At 41.5% G+C, this 17,639-nt stretch carries 15 protein-coding genes; 9 read left to right on the top strand and 6 right to left on the bottom strand.

Annotated elements, in window-relative coordinates; all coding sequences use genetic code 11:
• Window positions 1-126: 126 nt before the first annotated feature.
• Window positions 127-1,059: a DUF1338 domain-containing protein gene (locus DP114_RS13485; RefSeq protein WP_169263773.1), complete on the bottom strand. Its 933-nt coding sequence runs from the start codon at window positions 1,057-1,059 to the stop codon at window positions 127-129.
• Window positions 1,060-1,442: 383 nt separating this feature from the next.
• Here DP114_RS13485 and DP114_RS13480 point away from each other — a divergent pair, with 383 nt between their 5' ends.
• From DP114_RS13480 to DP114_RS13445, 8 genes are all read left to right on the top strand, one after another.
• Window positions 1,443-1,994: a hypothetical protein gene (locus DP114_RS13480; protein WP_171976326.1), complete on the top strand. Its 552-nt coding sequence runs from the start codon at window positions 1,443-1,445 to the stop codon at window positions 1,992-1,994.
• 384 nt (window positions 1,995-2,378) lie between these two features.
• A complete protein-coding gene (locus tag DP114_RS13475) occupies window positions 2,379-2,699 on the top strand; it encodes an NfeD family protein (protein ID WP_171976325.1) in 321 nt (106 codons plus the stop codon).
• 87 nt (window positions 2,700-2,786) lie between these two features.
• Window positions 2,787-4,127 carry a flotillin family protein gene (locus tag DP114_RS13470; protein WP_171976324.1) on the top strand — a complete coding sequence of 447 codons (1,341 nt, stop codon included), beginning with the start codon at window positions 2,787-2,789 and terminating at the stop codon, window positions 4,125-4,127.
• A gap of 42 nt (window positions 4,128-4,169) precedes the next feature.
• Window positions 4,170-4,406 carry a hypothetical protein gene (locus DP114_RS13465; protein WP_169263769.1) on the top strand — a complete coding sequence of 79 codons (237 nt, stop codon included), beginning with the start codon at window positions 4,170-4,172 and terminating at the stop codon, window positions 4,404-4,406.
• A gap of 87 nt (window positions 4,407-4,493) precedes the next feature.
• Window positions 4,494-5,765: a flotillin family protein gene (locus DP114_RS13460; RefSeq protein WP_171978187.1), complete on the top strand. Its 1,272-nt coding sequence runs from the start codon at window positions 4,494-4,496 to the stop codon at window positions 5,763-5,765.
• A gap of 129 nt (window positions 5,766-5,894) precedes the next feature.
• The gene (locus tag DP114_RS13455) at window positions 5,895-6,617 is read left to right on the top strand and encodes a sigma-70 family RNA polymerase sigma factor (protein ID WP_246163166.1); all 723 of its coding nucleotides are present in this window, start codon (window positions 5,895-5,897) and stop codon (window positions 6,615-6,617) included.
• Between the two features lie 17 nt (window positions 6,618-6,634).
• A complete protein-coding gene (locus tag DP114_RS13450; protein ID WP_171976323.1) occupies window positions 6,635-7,792 on the top strand; it encodes a DUF1822 family protein in 1,158 nt (385 codons plus the stop codon).
• Between the two features lie 34 nt (window positions 7,793-7,826).
• A complete protein-coding gene (locus DP114_RS13445) occupies window positions 7,827-11,534 on the top strand; it encodes an ABC transporter substrate-binding protein (RefSeq protein ID WP_171978186.1) in 3,708 nt (1,235 codons plus the stop codon).
• Between the two features lie 98 nt (window positions 11,535-11,632).
• Here the strand turns inward: DP114_RS13445 and DP114_RS13440 are convergent, their stop codons facing one another.
• The 3 genes from DP114_RS13440 to psaK all read right to left on the bottom strand — a co-directional run bounded on the left by DP114_RS13440 (window position 11,633) and on the right by psaK (window position 14,242).
• Window positions 11,633-12,223 carry an alpha-ketoglutarate-dependent dioxygenase AlkB gene (locus DP114_RS13440; protein WP_169263766.1) on the bottom strand — a complete coding sequence of 197 codons (591 nt, stop codon included), beginning with the start codon at window positions 12,221-12,223 and terminating at the stop codon, window positions 11,633-11,635.
• 183 nt (window positions 12,224-12,406) lie between these two features.
• A complete protein-coding gene (locus DP114_RS13435; RefSeq protein ID WP_171976322.1) occupies window positions 12,407-13,603 on the bottom strand; it encodes a site-2 protease family protein in 1,197 nt (398 codons plus the stop codon).
• Between the two features lie 381 nt (window positions 13,604-13,984).
• Window positions 13,985-14,242 (bottom strand): photosystem I reaction center subunit PsaK, encoded by a 258-nt coding sequence (psaK, locus tag DP114_RS13430; protein ID WP_169263765.1) that lies wholly within the window; start codon window positions 14,240-14,242, stop codon window positions 13,985-13,987.
• A gap of 181 nt (window positions 14,243-14,423) precedes the next feature.
• Here psaK and DP114_RS13425 point away from each other — a divergent pair, with 181 nt between their 5' ends.
• On the top strand, window positions 14,424-15,056 hold the full coding sequence (locus DP114_RS13425) for a phosphoribosylanthranilate isomerase (RefSeq protein WP_171976321.1): 633 nt from the start codon (window positions 14,424-14,426) through the stop codon (window positions 15,054-15,056).
• 150 nt (window positions 15,057-15,206) lie between these two features.
• Here the strand turns inward: DP114_RS13425 and folE are convergent, their stop codons facing one another.
• Together folE and DP114_RS13415 are read right to left on the bottom strand one after the other, a co-directional pair.
• Window positions 15,207-15,917 (bottom strand): GTP cyclohydrolase I FolE, encoded by a 711-nt coding sequence (gene folE / locus DP114_RS13420; protein ID WP_169263763.1) that lies wholly within the window; start codon window positions 15,915-15,917, stop codon window positions 15,207-15,209.
• 688 nt (window positions 15,918-16,605) lie between these two features.
• The gene (locus tag DP114_RS13415) at window positions 16,606-17,589 is read right to left on the bottom strand and encodes an acetyl-CoA carboxylase carboxyltransferase subunit alpha (RefSeq protein ID WP_169263762.1); all 984 of its coding nucleotides are present in this window, start codon (window positions 17,587-17,589) and stop codon (window positions 16,606-16,608) included.
• Window positions 17,590-17,639: the final 50 nt, after the last annotated feature.

Raw genomic sequence — 17,639 nt, 5'->3', positions numbered from 1 at the left:
CACCGCCTATCCAATATAGCGTTTCTGATGTTGGGTGCAATACACACCAGATGTAGAGACGTAGCATGTGAGTCCACCGCTGCGGGAGGGTTTCCCGACAGCCAGGCGACTGGCGAACCCGAAGGGCTACGTCTCTACATTATTCTTATTTATATTCAACCGCGTCATTTCAAATAACTGCTGGGCATTCCTTCCAAGAAAACCATCAAACAGCACTTGCTGATCTGGTTCCACTTCTACCATATAGCGCTGGGCAATTTCATAGTAGGCATAAGTCCAAGGAAGTTGAATTTCCACATCTACATTATCTTCTAAGACTGTGACAACTTCAGTAACTGCTTGAGTTGCCGTTTGCCGCAAACCACTAGCAATGTCTCCCTCAATCTCAGCTTTCATTGGCACACCCAAGTTAGCTAAACCACGAGCAGTAGTCTCAATATCTGGGTATTTTGGGGTATTCTGACGATTAACGTAGCCTGTAAAGTGATTGACAGCATAACCGTGCACCAGCACCCAAGCACCATATTGAGTTACCTTGTTCACTTCTTCCACTACAGAACGCCGGGGAGGTTGCCAAGGGGACATAAAGATTCTATGGAGTTCTTTGGCAAGGCGTTTAGTCTCAGTAGCGAATGCCTGGAGAATTGCTGAATAATGAAATAAATTTACGCCCAAAACTGTTTGTTGGATGAGCTGAACAGTCTCTTCTGGCAATTCATCAACAATCAACTCGCTGATAAACAACTTCGGCAAATCAAATTCCTCTTGCTGAGGATGGCGATAGTGACGGGCGTAAAGATGGGTTTCTGGAAAAGAGTATTCCCCAGCCGCCTCGTAGCCCAAAGCCTCAGCAAATTGTCCTAAATAGTCAATACCCAAATTAACCTTACCCTGTGGACTGTCTACCTCCATGCGTAAAGATCGAAAAGCAATGTGATCATTAGCAACAGTCCCACCAGCATCAGTGATCATTTGTGCGTAGATGCGGGCATAACTCACCCGGATGCTGTAATCTTGCCAAAGTAATTTCCAAAGATGACGAGCAATTTCGGGGTTCATGATGTTTGTGGCGATGCATATCAAACTTTATGATAACCTCTGGCAAGGATGCGAAACAGCATAGTTTCTTTTGTTACTGAGGTGTAGCTTCATTGTGAAGTTTTGTAACAAAAAAGAAAATCTTACTCCACTCCAACTGAAGAACATATAGAGCCAACACTAATCCAAATATCACTTAGCGTGATATTCATTTTGTTGAGCTGCGTTCCGTGACGGCAGAGATATAGCATTTGTGCTATATCCTCTGTCTTACTTATCAGTTATCAGTTAGCAGTTATCACTGTTCACTGTTTGAACAGTCTTACTGTTTCTGGGGTATTGATGATAGGAATATTTTTTAACACTCCCATGCCACGCATGTGATATTGCTAAAAGAGAAAAGTATGAATAAACGCCTGATTAAACGAATCATTTTTCCATCAATCGCTTTTTTTGTTGGATTTTTTATCACGCTTACTCATGTTGCTGCACAAGAAGTGCCATCTAAGTTGCAACCAGACAACAACCCGTCTCAACCTAATGGGCAACTAGACAACTTCTTTAACTTCAATTTTTGGATCTTTGTTGTGTTTATTTTGATCGCTATTTTTTGCCTAGCTAATTTCATTAAAAATCGACACTGTCCTCAATGCAAAACGTTCAATCTTAAACGGACTCAACAAGTTTTAGTTCGAGCAACCACTAGTCATTCAGGAAGGCGTAGGGTAATCCGCCACTGTCAAAACTGTTCTTACCATCACGAGTATGAAGAAAACATTCCAGTAATTAGGAATGATTACAGTGGCGGTGGCGGCAATGATTACAGTGGCGGTGGCGGCAATGATTACGGTGGCGGTGGCGGTGATGGCGGTAGCTGTGGCGGCAATGATTACGGTGGCGGTGGCGGTGATGGCGGTAGCTGTGGCGGTGGCGGTGATGGCGGTGGCGGTGGCTGAAATAATCTCTTACTTTTTATCGGAAGAAAACTCAATTGTAAAGTTATGTAACAAGATAGATAATTTTGTTCCACTCCAACTGAAGAACATATAGAGCCAACACTAATCCAAATATTACTTAGCGTGATATTCATTTTGTTGAGCTGCGTTCCGTGGCGGCAGAAATATAGCATATCTGCTATATCCTCTGTCTTACTTATCAAGTACCAGCCGCAGTTATCAGTTATCACTGTTCACTGTTTGAACAGTCTCACTGTTTCGGGGGTATTGATGATAGCAACATTTTATGAAATTTCAACCAATAGAGTTATACCAAACCACTCTAAGATTCTCTTGAAATGAAAAGTTTTAATTCGGATTTATTCATCAACTGGACAGGGGGAAATGAAGAACATAATCCTAATCATTGCTGTAATTGCAGTTTTTGTGGGGATTTTAAGTGGTGTATTAATAGTTGGATTAATTTCTCTCCAACGACGACGCCAAGTAGTAGATAGCTTGGTACGTAGTGATAATATTATCGGTTGTTTTGCTACGGTGGAAATTCCTTTGACTCACAACAGTCCTGGAAAGGTGCGTGTGAATCTTAAAGGTTCTTTAGTAGATTTCGTTGCTTTTACTGACGAAACTCAACAACTTCATCAAGGCGAGCGTGTCGTTGTTGTTGGCATGAAGGGCAATAAAGTATGGGTGGTGTCTGTGTAGAGAGGGAGGAAAACAGGAGATCAGATATAACAAAAAATACCATGCACTCAAAAGTAACAAGTAACCACTAATTACTAACTACTAACTATGAAAACTCAGCAAAATATCGCAACAGTGCCAGTCGCACAAATTAATCTCGACACACCTACTAACAAGGACAACAATAGTGTTGAAGGACTACTTTTTAGCAGTATCCCCATTGCACTTTCTATCTTTAGTGCTGTTGTATTTGTATGGTTCGTTAAGTCTTTTTTGTGTATCTGTAAACCGAATGAAGTATTGGTTCTTTCTGGACGTAGGTGGCGTACTCAGGATGGACAAGAAGTCGGTTATCGAGTGCTATTAGGTGGACGGGCTATTCGTATTCCGATTGTGGAAACTGTTAAGCGTATGGATGTCACCACTATGCCGGTACGGGTAGAGGTACGAAATGCTTACGCCAAGGGGGGAACACCTTTAAATATTCAAGCAATTGCTAATGTGAAAATTTCCACAGATCCAGCGGTTGTGGGTAATGCTATTGAACGCTTTTTGGATCGCGATCGCTCAGAATTAACTCGTGTCTCTCGCGAAACTCTAGAAGGCTATCTGCGGGGTGTTGTCGCTACCCTCACACCTGAAGAACTTAATGAAGATCGCCTGAGTTTTGCCCACCGTATCGCCTCTGATGTTAGCCGCGACCTTACAAAACTAGGATTACAACTCGACACCCTGAAAATTCAAAGTGTTTCTGATGATGTAGATTATCTCAAATCTTGGGGACGCAAACAAATAGCTCTTGTTGTTAAAAATGCGGAAATTGCTGAATCAAATGCGATCGCACAAGCAGAACAAATAGAAGCCCAATGTGACGAACACGCCCAAGTCGCCAAAACCCAAGACAGAATTATTGTGCTGGAGAAAGAAAACGAACTCCGCACAATCAAAGCAAAGCTAGAACAAAAAGCCCGTTCTGAAGAAGAGATTACCACAGCTGCTGCTCAAGAAAAGAAGGCAAAAGCTGAACAAGTTCTGCAAGCACTACGTTCAGAATTAGAACGCTTGCGCTTACAAGCGGATGAAGTCCTCCCAGCCCAAGCCCAACGCCAAGCCCAAGAAATCCGCGCCAAAGGAGAAGCCGCCCCCTTGGAAGAAAATGCTAAAGCCGCAGCTTTAGTTAACGATATTCTCTCCCAAGTTTGGCAGCAAACCGGAACAGATGCTTCCAAATTATTCCTAATCCAACAAATTGAAACTGTACTCCAAGAAGCAGTGCAGATTCCCAAGCGCATTCAACTCAAGAAAGTAAACGTGATTGACAATGGTGATGGAAAATCTTTAGCCAGTTTAGTCAACGTTTATCCTGAAATCGTGCTTCAGTTCCTAGAAAGCGTCAATCAAACCCTTGGTATTGATGTCACAGGAACTCTCAATCAAGGAAAGGACTAAGGTTTTAAGTGACTCACTATTTCCAAACTCCCGAGGTTTTTTATGAATACCCTAAAAACTTTTGCTATCACCATAATTGCGGTGACTTTGGGAACGCAGAACCCATCTGCTGCATTGGTTAACAAACCAGTATCCCATCAGAATTTAGTATTTGTAGCACCTAAGCAATCAGATCTCATTTTCGTTATCCCGTTGAACGCACCCCAGCGAAACAAGTTATGGGTAAAGTCCCCCAACTCACATCTTTTGGGTACAAAAGCAAAGGAACGCAATTCCTGAAATGAGCGATTGCCTACCCAAAGCTAATAAGGTTAATTAACCTGTTTTAATGTTCTACAAATTACACTTCAATTCGGGAGAAAAATGATGGAAATAATCGCTTTACTACTGGGAATTTTTGGTACTGGAACTGCCGCTGCTTGGTGGGTGATTCGTAACTTATACTATATTTGTCAACCAAGTGAAGTATTGATTTTCGCTGGTAGTCGCACTTCTCTTGATGATGGAAATTCCGTTGGATACCGCTTAGTGAAAGGAGGTAGTAGGATTCAAACCCCGCTATTAGAGAAAACTTTCCGCATGGATCTGACAAACATGATTATTGAGTTGCGAGTATCGAATGCATACTCAAAAGGCGGAATTCCTCTGACAGTAGAAGGAGTCGCAAATATCAAAATTGCTGGAGAAGAACCGACAATTTACAATGCAATTGAGCGACTCTTGGGTAAAAGCCGCAAGGATATAGAACAGTTGGCAAAGGAGACGCTAGAGGGAAATCTGCGGGGAGTATTGGCAAACTTGACGCCAGAACAGGTGAACGAAGATAAAATAGCCTTCGCCAAAACCCTACTTGAAGAAGCTGAAGACGATTTGGAAAAGCTGGGATTAGTACTAGACAACCTACAAATTAAAAACATCTTTGATGAGGTACGCTATCTGGATTCTATCGGACGCAAGCAGCAGGCAGAATTATTGCGAGATGCACGCATAGCAGAAGCCCAAGCGAAAGCCGAGGCAATAATTAAAGTTTCAGAAAACAACCGTATTACTAAACTCAAACAAATTGAACGGGATTTAGAAATTGCCAAAGTAGACGCGGAACGCAGAGTTAAAGACGCGCTAACAAAGCGGACTGCGATGATCGCAGAGGTAGAAGCGGTTGTCAATGCCCAAGTCGCAAAGGTGCAAGCAGAAGTTGGCGTGCAAACCGAACGCATCAAAAAGGTAGAAAACCAGTTACAAGCTGATGTGGTTGCACCAGCAGAGGCAGAATCGGAACGGGCGATCGCCAAAGCAAAAGGAGATGCAGCCCGCATTGTAGAAGAAGGTAAAGCCCAAGCAGCCGGGACGCAGTATCTCGCCGAATCTTGGCAAAACGCTGGTGCATCTGCCCGAGAAATCTTCATCTTCCAAAAACTAGAACCATTGTTGCGAATGTTAGCTGCAGGAGTCCCAGAGGTACGAGTAGACAATTTGACTGTAATTGATGCTACAAATGGTAGTAGTGTTCCCAAAATGGCGTCTTTCTTGGAGCAGTTACGCCAGACAACTGGTGTCGATGTTACCAAAGTTATCAATCAACTTAAGTCTGAAGACAAAAATAGCAAGTACGAAATCAGACCACATCTGGAAAAGTAGCTTTAAAACAGTGAACAGTGAACAGTGAACAGTAAACAGTAAACAGTGATAACTGATAACTGGTAACTGATAACTGATAACTGGTAACTGATAACTGGTAACTGATAACTGATAACGTAGGGGTAAGTTATGCCAAGACTATTGCCAGGTAACCCTGAACAATCAAATCAGACTGACGATGACAGTATGGATGAATTAGAAGTACAAATCCTCCAACTTGTGAAACAAACCTGTCAGCATCCGAGAGGTAGTATTGAACGTCAAAAAGGATTGCACAAACTTTTTTTACTAATTCAAAAAACAGGAAAACTGTTGCGGGGTACGGGTGTACCTGATGCGGAGGAAGCACTACAAAAAACCTGGCTATATTTTTGCTGCAATCTTTGTGAGGCTTGTACTGCCAAGAACCCCTACAATTCAGAAAAAGGTAGTGTCATAACATGGCTCAACGGGTATTTGAAGTTTAGGTTGGAAGATCATCGTAGGGTTGGTAGTAATAATAGAATTCATCCCATACAAGATCAAAATGGTGAAGAACTAGATCCAGTAAATTTAATTCCAGCGCGATCGCAAGCACCACCCATATTACAAGAAATTCAGGAATGGTTAAAACAAGAAGGCAATAATTTGCGTCGCATCCATATAAAAGATCGCCCAGACATTAACTGTCTAGTCTTAATTGAACGTCGTTTACCACCTGAAACTCCCTGGGAAGATTTATCTCAAGAGTTTGGCAAATCCATACCCACCCTCAGCGGTTTCTATCAACGTCAGTGTTTTCCCCGCCTTCTCAACTTTGGCAATTCCCAAGGTTATTTTGATGGCGAAGGTTATTTTCATATCGAATCCTAATTTTTGAATCTACGGCTATGAGTTACTCTACCCAACAGCAAATCATCTCTATTCCCATTCCGGCGAAATTTCGAGAAACTGCTCTGGAATTTGCCCAAGAACAACCAACTCAACCAAAAGCTAAACAAGTGTATGTAAATACTCTAGCTGTACTAGTGGTCAATAGCTACTTAGAAATGCTGGATATTACGACTGAATTAGAAGCCAGTTATAGCTGGAACCAATACGGGCGCTTGATGGCAGATGTTGCAGATTTACTGCTTACCGGAGTGGGACGTTTAGAATGTAGAGCAATCAGGACAGGCGATCGCCTTTGTTATGTTCCTCCTGATGTTTGGGACAATCGTATTGGTTATGTTGTTGTAGAACTAAATAAAACCTGCACCGAAGGAAAAGTCAGAGGATTTTTACCTGATATTAAAACATCACAAATTGACATTGAAGAGTTACAACCATTAGAAAGATTAATAGAATCTTCCCATCTCGTGCATTTGCGGCAATGGCTTGAAGGTATCTACAAATCTCAATGGCAAAGTATTGAAGAATTATCCTGTAAAAGAACTCCTCAAGTAGCCTTTCGTTTTAGAGGGGTAAGAGGATTTCAGTTAGATAGTTCAGAAGAAGTTTGGAAAGTCATTGAGCAATTATTTCCCCATCGCAGTTGGGAAAACAATTTACCTTCAGAACTTTTAGAAAAAATGTCTGGTAATCAAGTCGAAGATGTAGAATCACCTCACCATAATATTAACTCTATTAGTGTTACCGATGTACTTGCTCAGCTTTTAAAAACAACTGAAGATGAAGAGAAGCGTTGGAAGCTTGCAGAAACTTTGTGGACGATAGAACCAAAGCACCCTGCTATCAGTGCTAGACGCATCATGGATTTAGGGATGCAACTAGCAAATAATCCGGTGGCTTTAATGGTAGCAATTTTATGTAAACCTGACAAAACTGTTGCTGTTCTGTTGCGAGTATATCCGATAGGAAATCAGTCCTACTTACCACCCGGCTTGCAATTAGCTGGATTGTATGAAAATGGAGAACCGTTTCTTGAAGTCAAAGCAAGAGTTGTTGATAATTACATCCAATTAAAATTTTGTGGAGAATTTGGTGAAAGATTCGGAGTTCAGGTTAGTGTAAATAATGCAAATATTACGGAACACTTTATCATTTAGCTAGGTCAATTAGTACACGGTGAGAAAAGTGAACATGCGGGTTATCTTCGAGATTGGAGAAGGCAGTGTTGAGACAGGGTTTCCTGTCAGAGTTAGAATAGGTGAACAAGGTAGACCAGATTCTGAGAATTTTTCTGGCAGGTTACCGCCCGCATTGCTAGTTAAGAGAAACTACGAAAATTGGCAAACAATTTATCGTCATTTACCAGTCAATTGGTTAATCACCCTTCCTGAAAGTCAAATAACAAATGTATCTACTATAGAAGCTTGCAATCAAGCTGCTCAAGATTTTCTATCCAGTTTCAACGAATGGTTAAATAAACCATCAGTACGACAATTAGAGCGGCGAATTTCACGAAGAGTTGATAATTGGAAAAATACCCGTTTTATTTTACAAACGCAAGATTCTCTGCTACAGCGATTACCTTGGCATTTATGGGATTTTTTTCAGTTGGACGATGATCAGCCAGAAATTGTAGTTAGTCCAGAGTATGAACTATCCAATAAGAAGTTAAAAACACAGCAGTTAACAACTCCTGTTAAAATCCTTGCTGTTCTCGGTTACGGTCATGGTATCGATATTCAACAAGATTTGCAAGCCCTCGGACAAATATTACCTGGTGCAATCATTGAACCTTTGAGAGAACCATCATGTCCAGGATTAAGAAACAAATTGTGGACTCCATCTTGGGATATTTTATTTTTTGCGGGACATAGTTGTAGCCAACAAGATGCTAGTTGCGGAGAGATTCAAATTAATGCCAACGAGAGTTTACCGTTGGATAATCTGCGCAATACTCTCAAACATGCTGTCCAAAAAGGATTAAAACTTGCAATTTTTAACTCTTGCGACGGACTTGGGCTAGCACGCAATTTGGCTGATGCGCGAATTTCCTATACAATTGTCATGCGCGAGCCTGTTCCCGATATAATAGCACAACATTTTTTGGAATATTTTCTCACCGCATTTGCGGCTGGTGAATCTTTATATGCATCTGTACAACAAGCTCGTGCACGCTTGCAAGAAGAATGGGAAAATCAGTATCCTTGTGCTTCGTGGCTACCTGTTATTTTTCAAAATACTGCAGCAGCAGAACTGAAATATCCCCGACAGCATCAACAACAAAATTGGAAAAAAGTTGCTTTGCGAACAGCTATTGTTATCAGTGCAATAGTAGGTTTTGGTATGATTTCATGGCGTGTTCTTGATGAATTTCAATCTCGTGCTCGCTTTAGCGATGGCAATAAAATCTTAGTCAAAACATTCACAACTTCCTATAAACAAGAGGGTGTAAAGGCGTATAGGCAGAAAAATTACAAGCTAGCAACAAGTAAGTTTCAACAGTCTTTACAGCAGTATCCTAACGATCCAGAAACGTTAATATATCTGAATAATTCCAAGATTGGTCATGAACTAGCACTGACAATTGGCGTTCCCGTTCCTATTGGCACTAACCCGAATGTTGCCCAAGAAATTCTCCGGGGAGTGGCGCAAGCTCAACAAGAGATAAACAATCAAGGTGGCATGAATGGAAAGTTATTGAAAGTTAAAATTGCCAACGATGATAACAATCCTGATATTGCTGTAAAGGTTGCTGATAGATTTGTGCAAGATAAAGATAATATTTTAGCAGTAGTTGGGCATAACAGTAGCGATGCTAGCCTTCCAGCCTCTGATAAATATCAGGCTCGAAAATTGGTGATGATTTCACCAACCAGTAGCTCCACAAGATTAACAGATCGCCCACATGGCACCGACGGTAACTATATCTATAGGACAGTTATCAGCTTTACGACAATTGCAGATGCTCTGGCTGAATATGCCAAAACTACTGGCAAAAACCGAATAAGTACCTGTAATGATTCTAACGCAGCAGACCAGTCATTTAAAAATGATTTTGAGAAGGCAATTGCGCAAAAAGGTGGTCAATTAATTAACATTAATTGCGATTTTGCGTCCAAGAATTTTCAGCCAAAAACGATTATAAAAAATGCAAAAGATGTAGATGCCATACTTCTGAACCCTCAAGTCAACAGAATGGATAAAGCGATTGCACTTGCCAAAGAAAATCAAGGCAAAATTACGTTATTAGGAAACCCCAGTTTACAAACCAAAAACACTCTGGCTGCTGGCGATGCTGTTAACGGTATGGTGGTACCAGTTCCTTGGCATGGAAGCGTCTCCCCCGACAAAAACTTTGTCCAAAATGCATACAAACTATGGGGTGATAAAGACTTAGTTACCTGGCGTACAGCTACCGCTTTTGATGCGACTCAAGCAATTGCCGCAGCATTTAAACAAAAGGATACTAGAGAAGGAGTACAACAAGCTTTATCATCTGGTACTTTTTCCCTACAGGGAGCAACAGGTACAATTAAGTTTTTACCTTCAGGCGATCGCGTTGGTAATGCTGTGTTAGTAGAAGTCAAACGCAATCCCAAAGCCTCCACTGGCTACAGCTTTGAACCAAAAGACTCTATGGAAAGCCGTATTAGTCTGGGTGAGAAAATTTTAGTTCAAGATAACCCTAGTAACGAGAAACAATTGGGCGTGCAAGCTTTCGCAGCAGGAGATTATGACAACGCAATAGCACATTTTCAAGCATCTGTGCAAAAGATGCCCAACGATCCCGAGTCGCGGATATACTTACTAAATGCTTCTGCTGCTCGTAGTGCTAAAATCTTGAAAATTGCTGTGAGTGTTCACATTGGCAGCAATCTTAATGTTGCCAAAGAAATACTTCAAGGTGTTGCTCAAGCTCAAGATGAAATCAATAAAAAAGATGGCATTAGAGGACATTTATTACAAGTAGAAATCGCTTCTGACGGTAATAATCGCAACATTGCTGAAAAACTTGCCAATTCCTTAGTGGCAGACCAGAAAATTTTAGCAGTTATTGCTCATAATGGATCTGATGCTTCTGTTGTGGCTTGCCCCATTTACCAGCAGAGGAAATTAGTAAATATTTACCCCACCCTTTTTTCTTTCAAATTATTAGGATGTGGCTCCTATATATTTCGTACTGCTCCTAATATTCGTTCTATTGCTGAGGCTTTATCTAGCTACGCTATCAACAATCTCAATCAAAGAAATTTAGCAATTTGCGTAGATGGAAGAGTCATAAATCCTCAATCTCTTCAAGACGAATTTAGTTATGCTATCAACAAAGATGGAGGAAAACTTGTCAATATAACCTGCGATTTCTCAGCACTAGATTTCAACCCAAATAAAGTTATTACTGATGCTATTAAGAGCGGTGCAGATGGCTTAGTCTTAGCTCCTCATGTAGACAGAATTAACAAAGCATTAGATTTAGCCGCAGCCAATAAAGGAAGGCTGAAACTGTTTGGCAGTCCTACCCTTTATACATCCCAAACACTACAACAAGGACGCTCAGATGTCAATGGTTTGGAGTTAGTCGTACCTTGGCATCCAGAAAAGAATTTGAAAAATAACTTTGCAAAAAATGCCCAGCAACTTTGGGGTAGTCCCGTGACTTGGCGTTCTGCCACAAGTTACGATGCAGCTGTCGCTATTATTAGCGGTTTGCAGCAAAGTACAACTCGTGAGGAACTACAAAAAGTCTTGCATAATCCCAACTTTTCTCCTGATGGTGCAACGGGGAAAATTCAATTTTCACAATCAGGGGATCGTAATATCAAAAATGATGTCGTCTTAGTTAAAATTAAACCAAGTAGCACATCTCCAACTGGTTATAAATTCTTTTTGAATTCTCCTTAAATCCAGCGAACATGCATAATTTAAGAAACAACTAAGTGTCATGAAACTGATTCTACTAACAGATGGATAACAACCTATGCTAATTCTATTCCAAATTCTTACATCACATCAAAAGCTCGAAGTGTGAGCGAAATTCTTTGACCTTGATATTTCTTTGAAAAGGGAATTTCATGAGTCCAAGCTTGATTGGTTTCATAAGGTATGACAAACACACAACCATGTTTTGTCACAAAGTCTTTATAGCCTTCCCCTTTCCAAGGACGTAATCTAAATATGCGCTCTTCTCCAAATGAGATAACAACAATCGGTGCGCCACTGAGCATATTTGTAGTACTATCGCGGTGTTTTCCCATATAGTGACCTAACTTGCCATCATACCAATTGACTACCATTCCATTGAGGTGATTATTTATCTTCTCTTTACTCCATTGTCCAAGCGGTTCAAGCAATAACGGAATAGGTAAAGCTTTGTTGACTCGTCCTGTATAGTGATAATCTACTCCATAAACCTGCTGCCAACGTGGTGCTTTAACAAAACGCCCATACATTTTGATTTCATGAGCATCACATGGATGTATATCCCAGAGATTATTTAGTTCTGCTTGATTCAAATGCAATTCATCAGGTAAAATTCCTGTCCAAAATTTATGATTCTTGTCTAATTCATGACACTTCAAACCATCATACATAGGTGTTTGACTCCTGTACTTTAAACGTCTTGGCGTTGCATAGCCTCATATTAAGACCTCACAAGAACAGGAACAATTTTATCCAGAACTATAAAATTTGTTACAAAACAAGATTTTTTTTTAAAGCATACTTGAGGTGCTTTACTTTGTTGAATGGTGCACTCCAAGTATGCTAAAAACAGTTTACGATTGCAGCGATTTTGCAATAACTCCCAATTGTAAACCAGGCGGATAACTGCCTTCCTCTTTTATCCGCTTAATCTCAGCTTCGGTGATCCGCAAATTTAACTTTTGTGCTAATTCCCGCACAATATCCCCTCGATCAATCACACCAGCCACAGCACCAGCAGGAGAAAGCACCGTGATGCGGGGTAATTGTTCATTTTCCAGCTTGTTAATCACCTCTGCTATAGGAGTTGACTCAACAACAGTGGGAATTTCTGTCAGGGGATGCACTATACTTTGCACCGTGAGGGTTTCCCATTCACTTCTTTCCACAAGGCGCAAATCGTCTATGGAAATGATGCCCCGGTAACGTCCATCAGATTCGGCAAAATAAACTCCAGGAGTGTTAGTCTCCAAAAGGTAGGACTCGGCGAAAGAACGCAAAGTCTGATTAGCATCGACGACGCGAAACTCACGAGTCATTGCATTGGCGGCAATTAAATTGAGTAAGGTTTCTTGTAATGTTGTTATGCGGTCATAGGTGGTGGCATTGCGGATACCAAACCAACCTAACAAGGCTATCCACAAACCAGTGACTAATTCCCCTGTAAAATAATCTACTGCTAGACCTAGGGCGATCGCCCCATAACCCAAAATTTGCCCTGCTTTTGCTGCTAACCGTACAGCTTGAAAGCGGTTCCCTGTTACTTTCCACAAAGCTGCTTTTAAAACTTGTCCGCCATCTAAGGGTAAACCAGGAATCAGGTTGAACAGTGCCAAAACTAAGTTGATTCTGCCTAAATCTCTAACCATGACGTTAGCAGGACTGTTATCAGGCAAAACATTTACTAGCAGGCTGAGGAGGACAAACAGGACAACACTCACGAATGGTCCGGCAATTGCGACTTGAAATGCTTTTCCTGGGGTTTTGGATTCTTCTTCGATAGAAGCAATACCACCAAACAGGAATAGAGTAATCGAATTGACTTTTATACCTTGCGATCGCGCAACTAAGCTATGACCCAATTCGTGCAATAATACTGAACCAAAGAGCAGTAATGCCATCACCACTCCACCACTCCAAGCTAGAGTCGTTCCCCATGTTTGGTAAGCCACCCCAAAGTTAAGGGTTGCCAACCCTAAAATCACAAACCACAGGGGGTCTAAAAACAGTGGGATTCCGAATAAAGACCCGATTTTCCAATTTGTTTGCATCACATTTTCCTAAAACTAGATATTTTTAATCGCTCAGAAATACGTTTTATATGTTCTTTTTTACACATATATCCTTTTGCCTCACTAACTTTTGCTTACTGAAATTTGGAAAATCAGCAATGGCTGGTTATATAGACTCCAATTTCTAGAATAGACAATTCTGAAGAGCGAGCAAAACTCAAACTAGGGCGCAGTTATTTAAGAGTTAAAAATATAAGTGGCAGGTCTTCTCTGCTTCAAAAGATGACTTGAAAGAGAAAAAACCTGCCGCGTCAAAGTCCAGCGAAGCCGAGGCTTTGAGTTTATGTGTACGCTACGGTACTTAAAAAAGACTATGGTCGGGGATACAGAGATGTTGTCATAAAACATCTCTCTCAAAATCTAGATGCCACCGAGATTTGTCAACCCCAGAACAATGCCAATCCCTACAATATGCCCAAAACACATAGCAGCAATGAATCCTGGAAGAGTTACGGGAAGTACGGGCAGTTTGGGACCTACCTTGGGAGATTTAGTAAACGATGTCAGCAAAAGAGCTACTAAACAGCTGACGCTGATGATGATTCCTACAGTAGGATTCCACTCAGGTGTTGCGGGAACAGTGGTGGCGGCTGCTGCTAGTAAGATAGATGAAATCAAGCTTTTATCTCCTAAATAGAAAAATTGACAAGTGGTCAGTCATTAGCATATGGCTAGCTATGCGCTGACTGCTTATTGGTAAACCATAAAGATTATAGAATCATAAAGGAAAGAACTTGAAATTGTTTATACAATTTAGGTTTGATGTAACTATTACTACTATTATTTCTCAAAAATATCTATGCGGGTAAAGATTTGCGGAATAACTCAACCACAACAGGGGAAGGCGATCGCCTCTTTTGGTGCAACAGCCTTAGGATTTATTTGTGTTCCAACCTCACCGCGCTATATCAATATAGAGCAAATTCGGGCGGTTGTGGAACAACTGCCCGAAAAAATCGACAAAATTGGAGTTTTTGCCAATACTTCTGTTCCTGAAATTACTCAAACAGTAGTTCATTCTGGCTTAACTGGCGTTCAATTACACGGAGATGAATCCCCGGAATTTTGTCAGCAGTTGCGTCAATTGCTACCAGATATAGAAATCATTAAAGCTTTGAGAATCCGTAGTTTTGAAGATACTGAAAAAGCTGAAACTTATACTTCAAACGCAGATACGCTGTTACTTGATGCTTACCATCCACAGCAACTAGGTGGTACAGGCACAACTCTAGACTGGACAATGTTGCAGCAATTTCGCCCTAGCTGTCCTTGGTTTTTGGCGGGGGGACTCACTCCAGAGAACATTATACAGGCTTTGACTCAGATAACCCCTAGTGGCATTGACCTATCGAGTGGTGTAGAACGTGCCCCAGGAGATAAGGATTTAGACAAGGTAGCTAAGTTGTTTGAAAAGCTGCATTCAAAGTGCTGAGTGTAATTAACAGTTATCAGTTATCAGTTACCAGTTATCAGGTAGGAAACGGACAAAGTCCACCCCTTGTTCACTGTTTACTGTTCACTGTTCACTGTTAAGCGTTCCCTAAAAATTCGTAATGTGACACCTGAGGGTGCGGAATGTAGGTTAGAACAACGATGATTGGTGACGAATTAAGTTGAAGAATTCTTCACGAGTTTTATGATCATCTTGAAATACACCCTGCATTGCGCTTGTCACAGTCCAAGAACCAGGTTTTTGGACACCCCGCATAACCATGCACATATGTGTAGCTTCCATCACAACGGCAACTCCCTGTGGTTCTAGAATCATTTGAATTGCTTGAGCAATTTGGCGAGTGAGCCTTTCTTGCACTTGCAAGCGTCGGGAATACATCTCGACAATACGAGCAAGCTTGCTCAATCCCACAACTTTTTGATTAGGGATATAAGCAACATGAGCTTTGCCCATAAATGGCAACATATGGTGTTCGCACAAGCTAAAAACGTTGATGTCCCGTACTAATACCATCTCATTATGACCTTCATCAAAGATGGCTTCGTTGACGATTTCTTCTAAAGATTGGTTATAACCACTGGTGAGAAACCTCATTGCCTCTGCTACCCGCTTGGGTGTTTTCAGCAATCCCTCGCGTTCGGGATCTTCTCCAACACCCACCAGTAGAGTCCGTACCGCGTCCATCATTTGCTCCATTTGCTCCTCTGTTTGCGGGTGCAACTCAGCTTGCTGCCCATTGTGAGTGTTGCGATCTGGTCTTGTAGAGATGGCTTCCGTCAAGTCTGGAATCAGAGGAGATTGTTGAGAGCAATTGGTTCCGTCGGAAGGAGCAATAGTCATGGTGTCGAGTTTTAGTTAAGGTTTGATTAGGAGCAATGAGTCAGCAGTCATGAGTCTTGTATTATTAGCAAAAACTAAAGACAATAGACAAATGACTAGTTAGAGTGTGCCAGCCCCAGGCACGATAGTCAATTTATGAATAACTGCCTGTTGTGGTAGCAAAGGAAGCTCAAGAACTAACTTTCAAATTGTTTAACGGTTTGATAACCACGTCACTACTCTGTTATATAAGTCTGGTAGTGTCGATAGATTAAACAAACCTAAGAATCCGATTAACTTTCTTCGACAATTGCTATTTTGTATTGCGAAGAGATATTTACCCCATTTCACATATTCCATAGGGTTAGAAGAAACTGTAGATGACAGTTGTAAAAGTTGTACAAACCGCTAATATCTGTACAGCATAGCCGCTCGTACTGGAATAGGTAAGACATTTGCGCTCCTACTCCCTAGAAATTCATATCATAATTCAAGGGGATAGTCAGCTTAGTAGTTTAACGAGTACGCGGTTTGTACCTCCTACTAAAAACTATAAGTTTCTATATTACCCATAGGGACAGAACATAAGGCTTAGCAGTTGACTCATGACTAAAAATACAAATGCCTATGACTTAAAAGATTGTTAAAAATCTTTAAATGACATAGGCAATTATAGCATTGCCGCTATTGTGATCAAGTAGCTGAGGTCTTATGAGTGGGACAGTTCAGTAAAGACACCAATTTTCCGGAACTTTTCGTAGCGCATTTGGCGTCGTTCACTAGGAGCCAAGCGGTTGAGTTCCTCCAAATTGTCTAAGAGGGCTTGCTTGAGAGTGGTAACTGCTCCCAGAGGGTCAGAATGAGCACCGCCAATGGGTTCAGGTAATATCTGGTCGATGATTCCCAAGTGTTTCAAATCCGGTGCTGTCATTTTCAAGACAGCTGCTGCTTGGGGGGCTTTGGCAGCATCTTTCCACAAAATAGCAGCGCAGGCTTCAGGAGTAATCACAGTGTAAACGGCGTGTTCAAACATCAGCAGGCGATCGCCAATACTAATACCCAATGCACCGCCAGAAAAGGCTTCACCAATAACAGCACAAACTATCGGCACATCTAAGGAAAACATCTCACGTAGGTTGTATGCGATCGCTTCTCCTGCACCTTGTCGTTCAGCTACGACTGTAGGTAAAGCTCCTGGCGTGTCGATAAAAGTTAAAATTGGCATGCCAAACTTGTTGGCATGTTCCATCAACCGCATCGCCTTACGATAGCCTCCAGGGGAAGCCATACCGAAATTACGGGCAATATTGTCTTTTGTGTCGCGCCCTTTTTGATTACCCAGCATAACCACAGGTTGTCCGCCCAAACGACCTACACCACCAACTAAGGCAGGGTCGTTAGAACCACAGCGATCGCCATGTAACTCCATCCATTCATCACTGATAGCTTGAATATAATCAAGGGTACTAGGGCGGCGCGGATGACGAGCGACTTGTAGTCGCTGAGACGGCGATAGACTACCAAATATTTCTTCACGCAGTTGCATGGCGCGTGCTTCTAGCTGACGAATTTGACCAGAAACATCGACGCCGTTTTCTTCTGCAAGTTGCCGAATTTGCTCAATTCTAGTTGCCAGTTCTGCTAGCGGCTTTTCAAAATCCAACAGTAGCGGTTTACGCTCGGTAGTAGCCATTTTTTGACGAAAAAAGTGAAGAGTAAAAATTGAGGTGTGGGGCAAGGGGA

Source organism: Brasilonema sennae CENA114 (genome assembly GCF_006968745.1).
Lineage (GTDB): Bacteria > Cyanobacteriota > Cyanobacteriia > Cyanobacteriales > Nostocaceae > Brasilonema > Brasilonema sennae.
This window is presented reverse-complemented; position numbering and strand designations above follow the sequence as displayed.

Bases quoted from the DNA above. Each gene is read 5' to 3' on its own strand.
- DP114_RS13485 (WP_169263773.1), bottom strand. From the start codon at position 1,059: ATGAACCCCGAAATTGCTCGTCATCTTTGGAAATTACTTTGGCAAGAT.
- DP114_RS13480 (WP_171976326.1), top strand. From the start codon at position 1,443: ATGAATAAACGCCTGATTAAACGAATCATTTTTCCATCAATCGCTTTT.
- DP114_RS13475 (WP_171976325.1), top strand. From the start codon at position 2,379: ATGAAGAACATAATCCTAATCATTGCTGTAATTGCAGTTTTTGTGGGG.
- DP114_RS13470 (WP_171976324.1), top strand. From the start codon at position 2,787: ATGAAAACTCAGCAAAATATCGCAACAGTGCCAGTCGCACAAATTAAT.
- DP114_RS13465 (WP_169263769.1), top strand. From the start codon at position 4,170: ATGAATACCCTAAAAACTTTTGCTATCACCATAATTGCGGTGACTTTG.
- DP114_RS13460 (WP_171978187.1), top strand. From the start codon at position 4,494: ATGGAAATAATCGCTTTACTACTGGGAATTTTTGGTACTGGAACTGCC.
- DP114_RS13455 (WP_246163166.1), top strand. From the start codon at position 5,895: ATGCCAAGACTATTGCCAGGTAACCCTGAACAATCAAATCAGACTGAC.
- DP114_RS13450 (WP_171976323.1), top strand. From the start codon at position 6,635: ATGAGTTACTCTACCCAACAGCAAATCATCTCTATTCCCATTCCGGCG.
- DP114_RS13445 (WP_171978186.1), top strand. From the start codon at position 7,827: ATGCGGGTTATCTTCGAGATTGGAGAAGGCAGTGTTGAGACAGGGTTT.
- DP114_RS13440 (WP_169263766.1), bottom strand. From the start codon at position 12,223: ATGTATGATGGTTTGAAGTGTCATGAATTAGACAAGAATCATAAATTT.
- DP114_RS13435 (WP_171976322.1), bottom strand. From the start codon at position 13,603: ATGCAAACAAATTGGAAAATCGGGTCTTTATTCGGAATCCCACTGTTT.
- DP114_RS13425 (WP_171976321.1), top strand. From the start codon at position 14,424: ATGCGGGTAAAGATTTGCGGAATAACTCAACCACAACAGGGGAAGGCG.
- folE (WP_169263763.1), bottom strand. From the start codon at position 15,917: ATGACTATTGCTCCTTCCGACGGAACCAATTGCTCTCAACAATCTCCT.
- DP114_RS13415 (WP_169263762.1), bottom strand. From the start codon at position 17,589: ATGGCTACTACCGAGCGTAAACCGCTACTGTTGGATTTTGAAAAGCCG.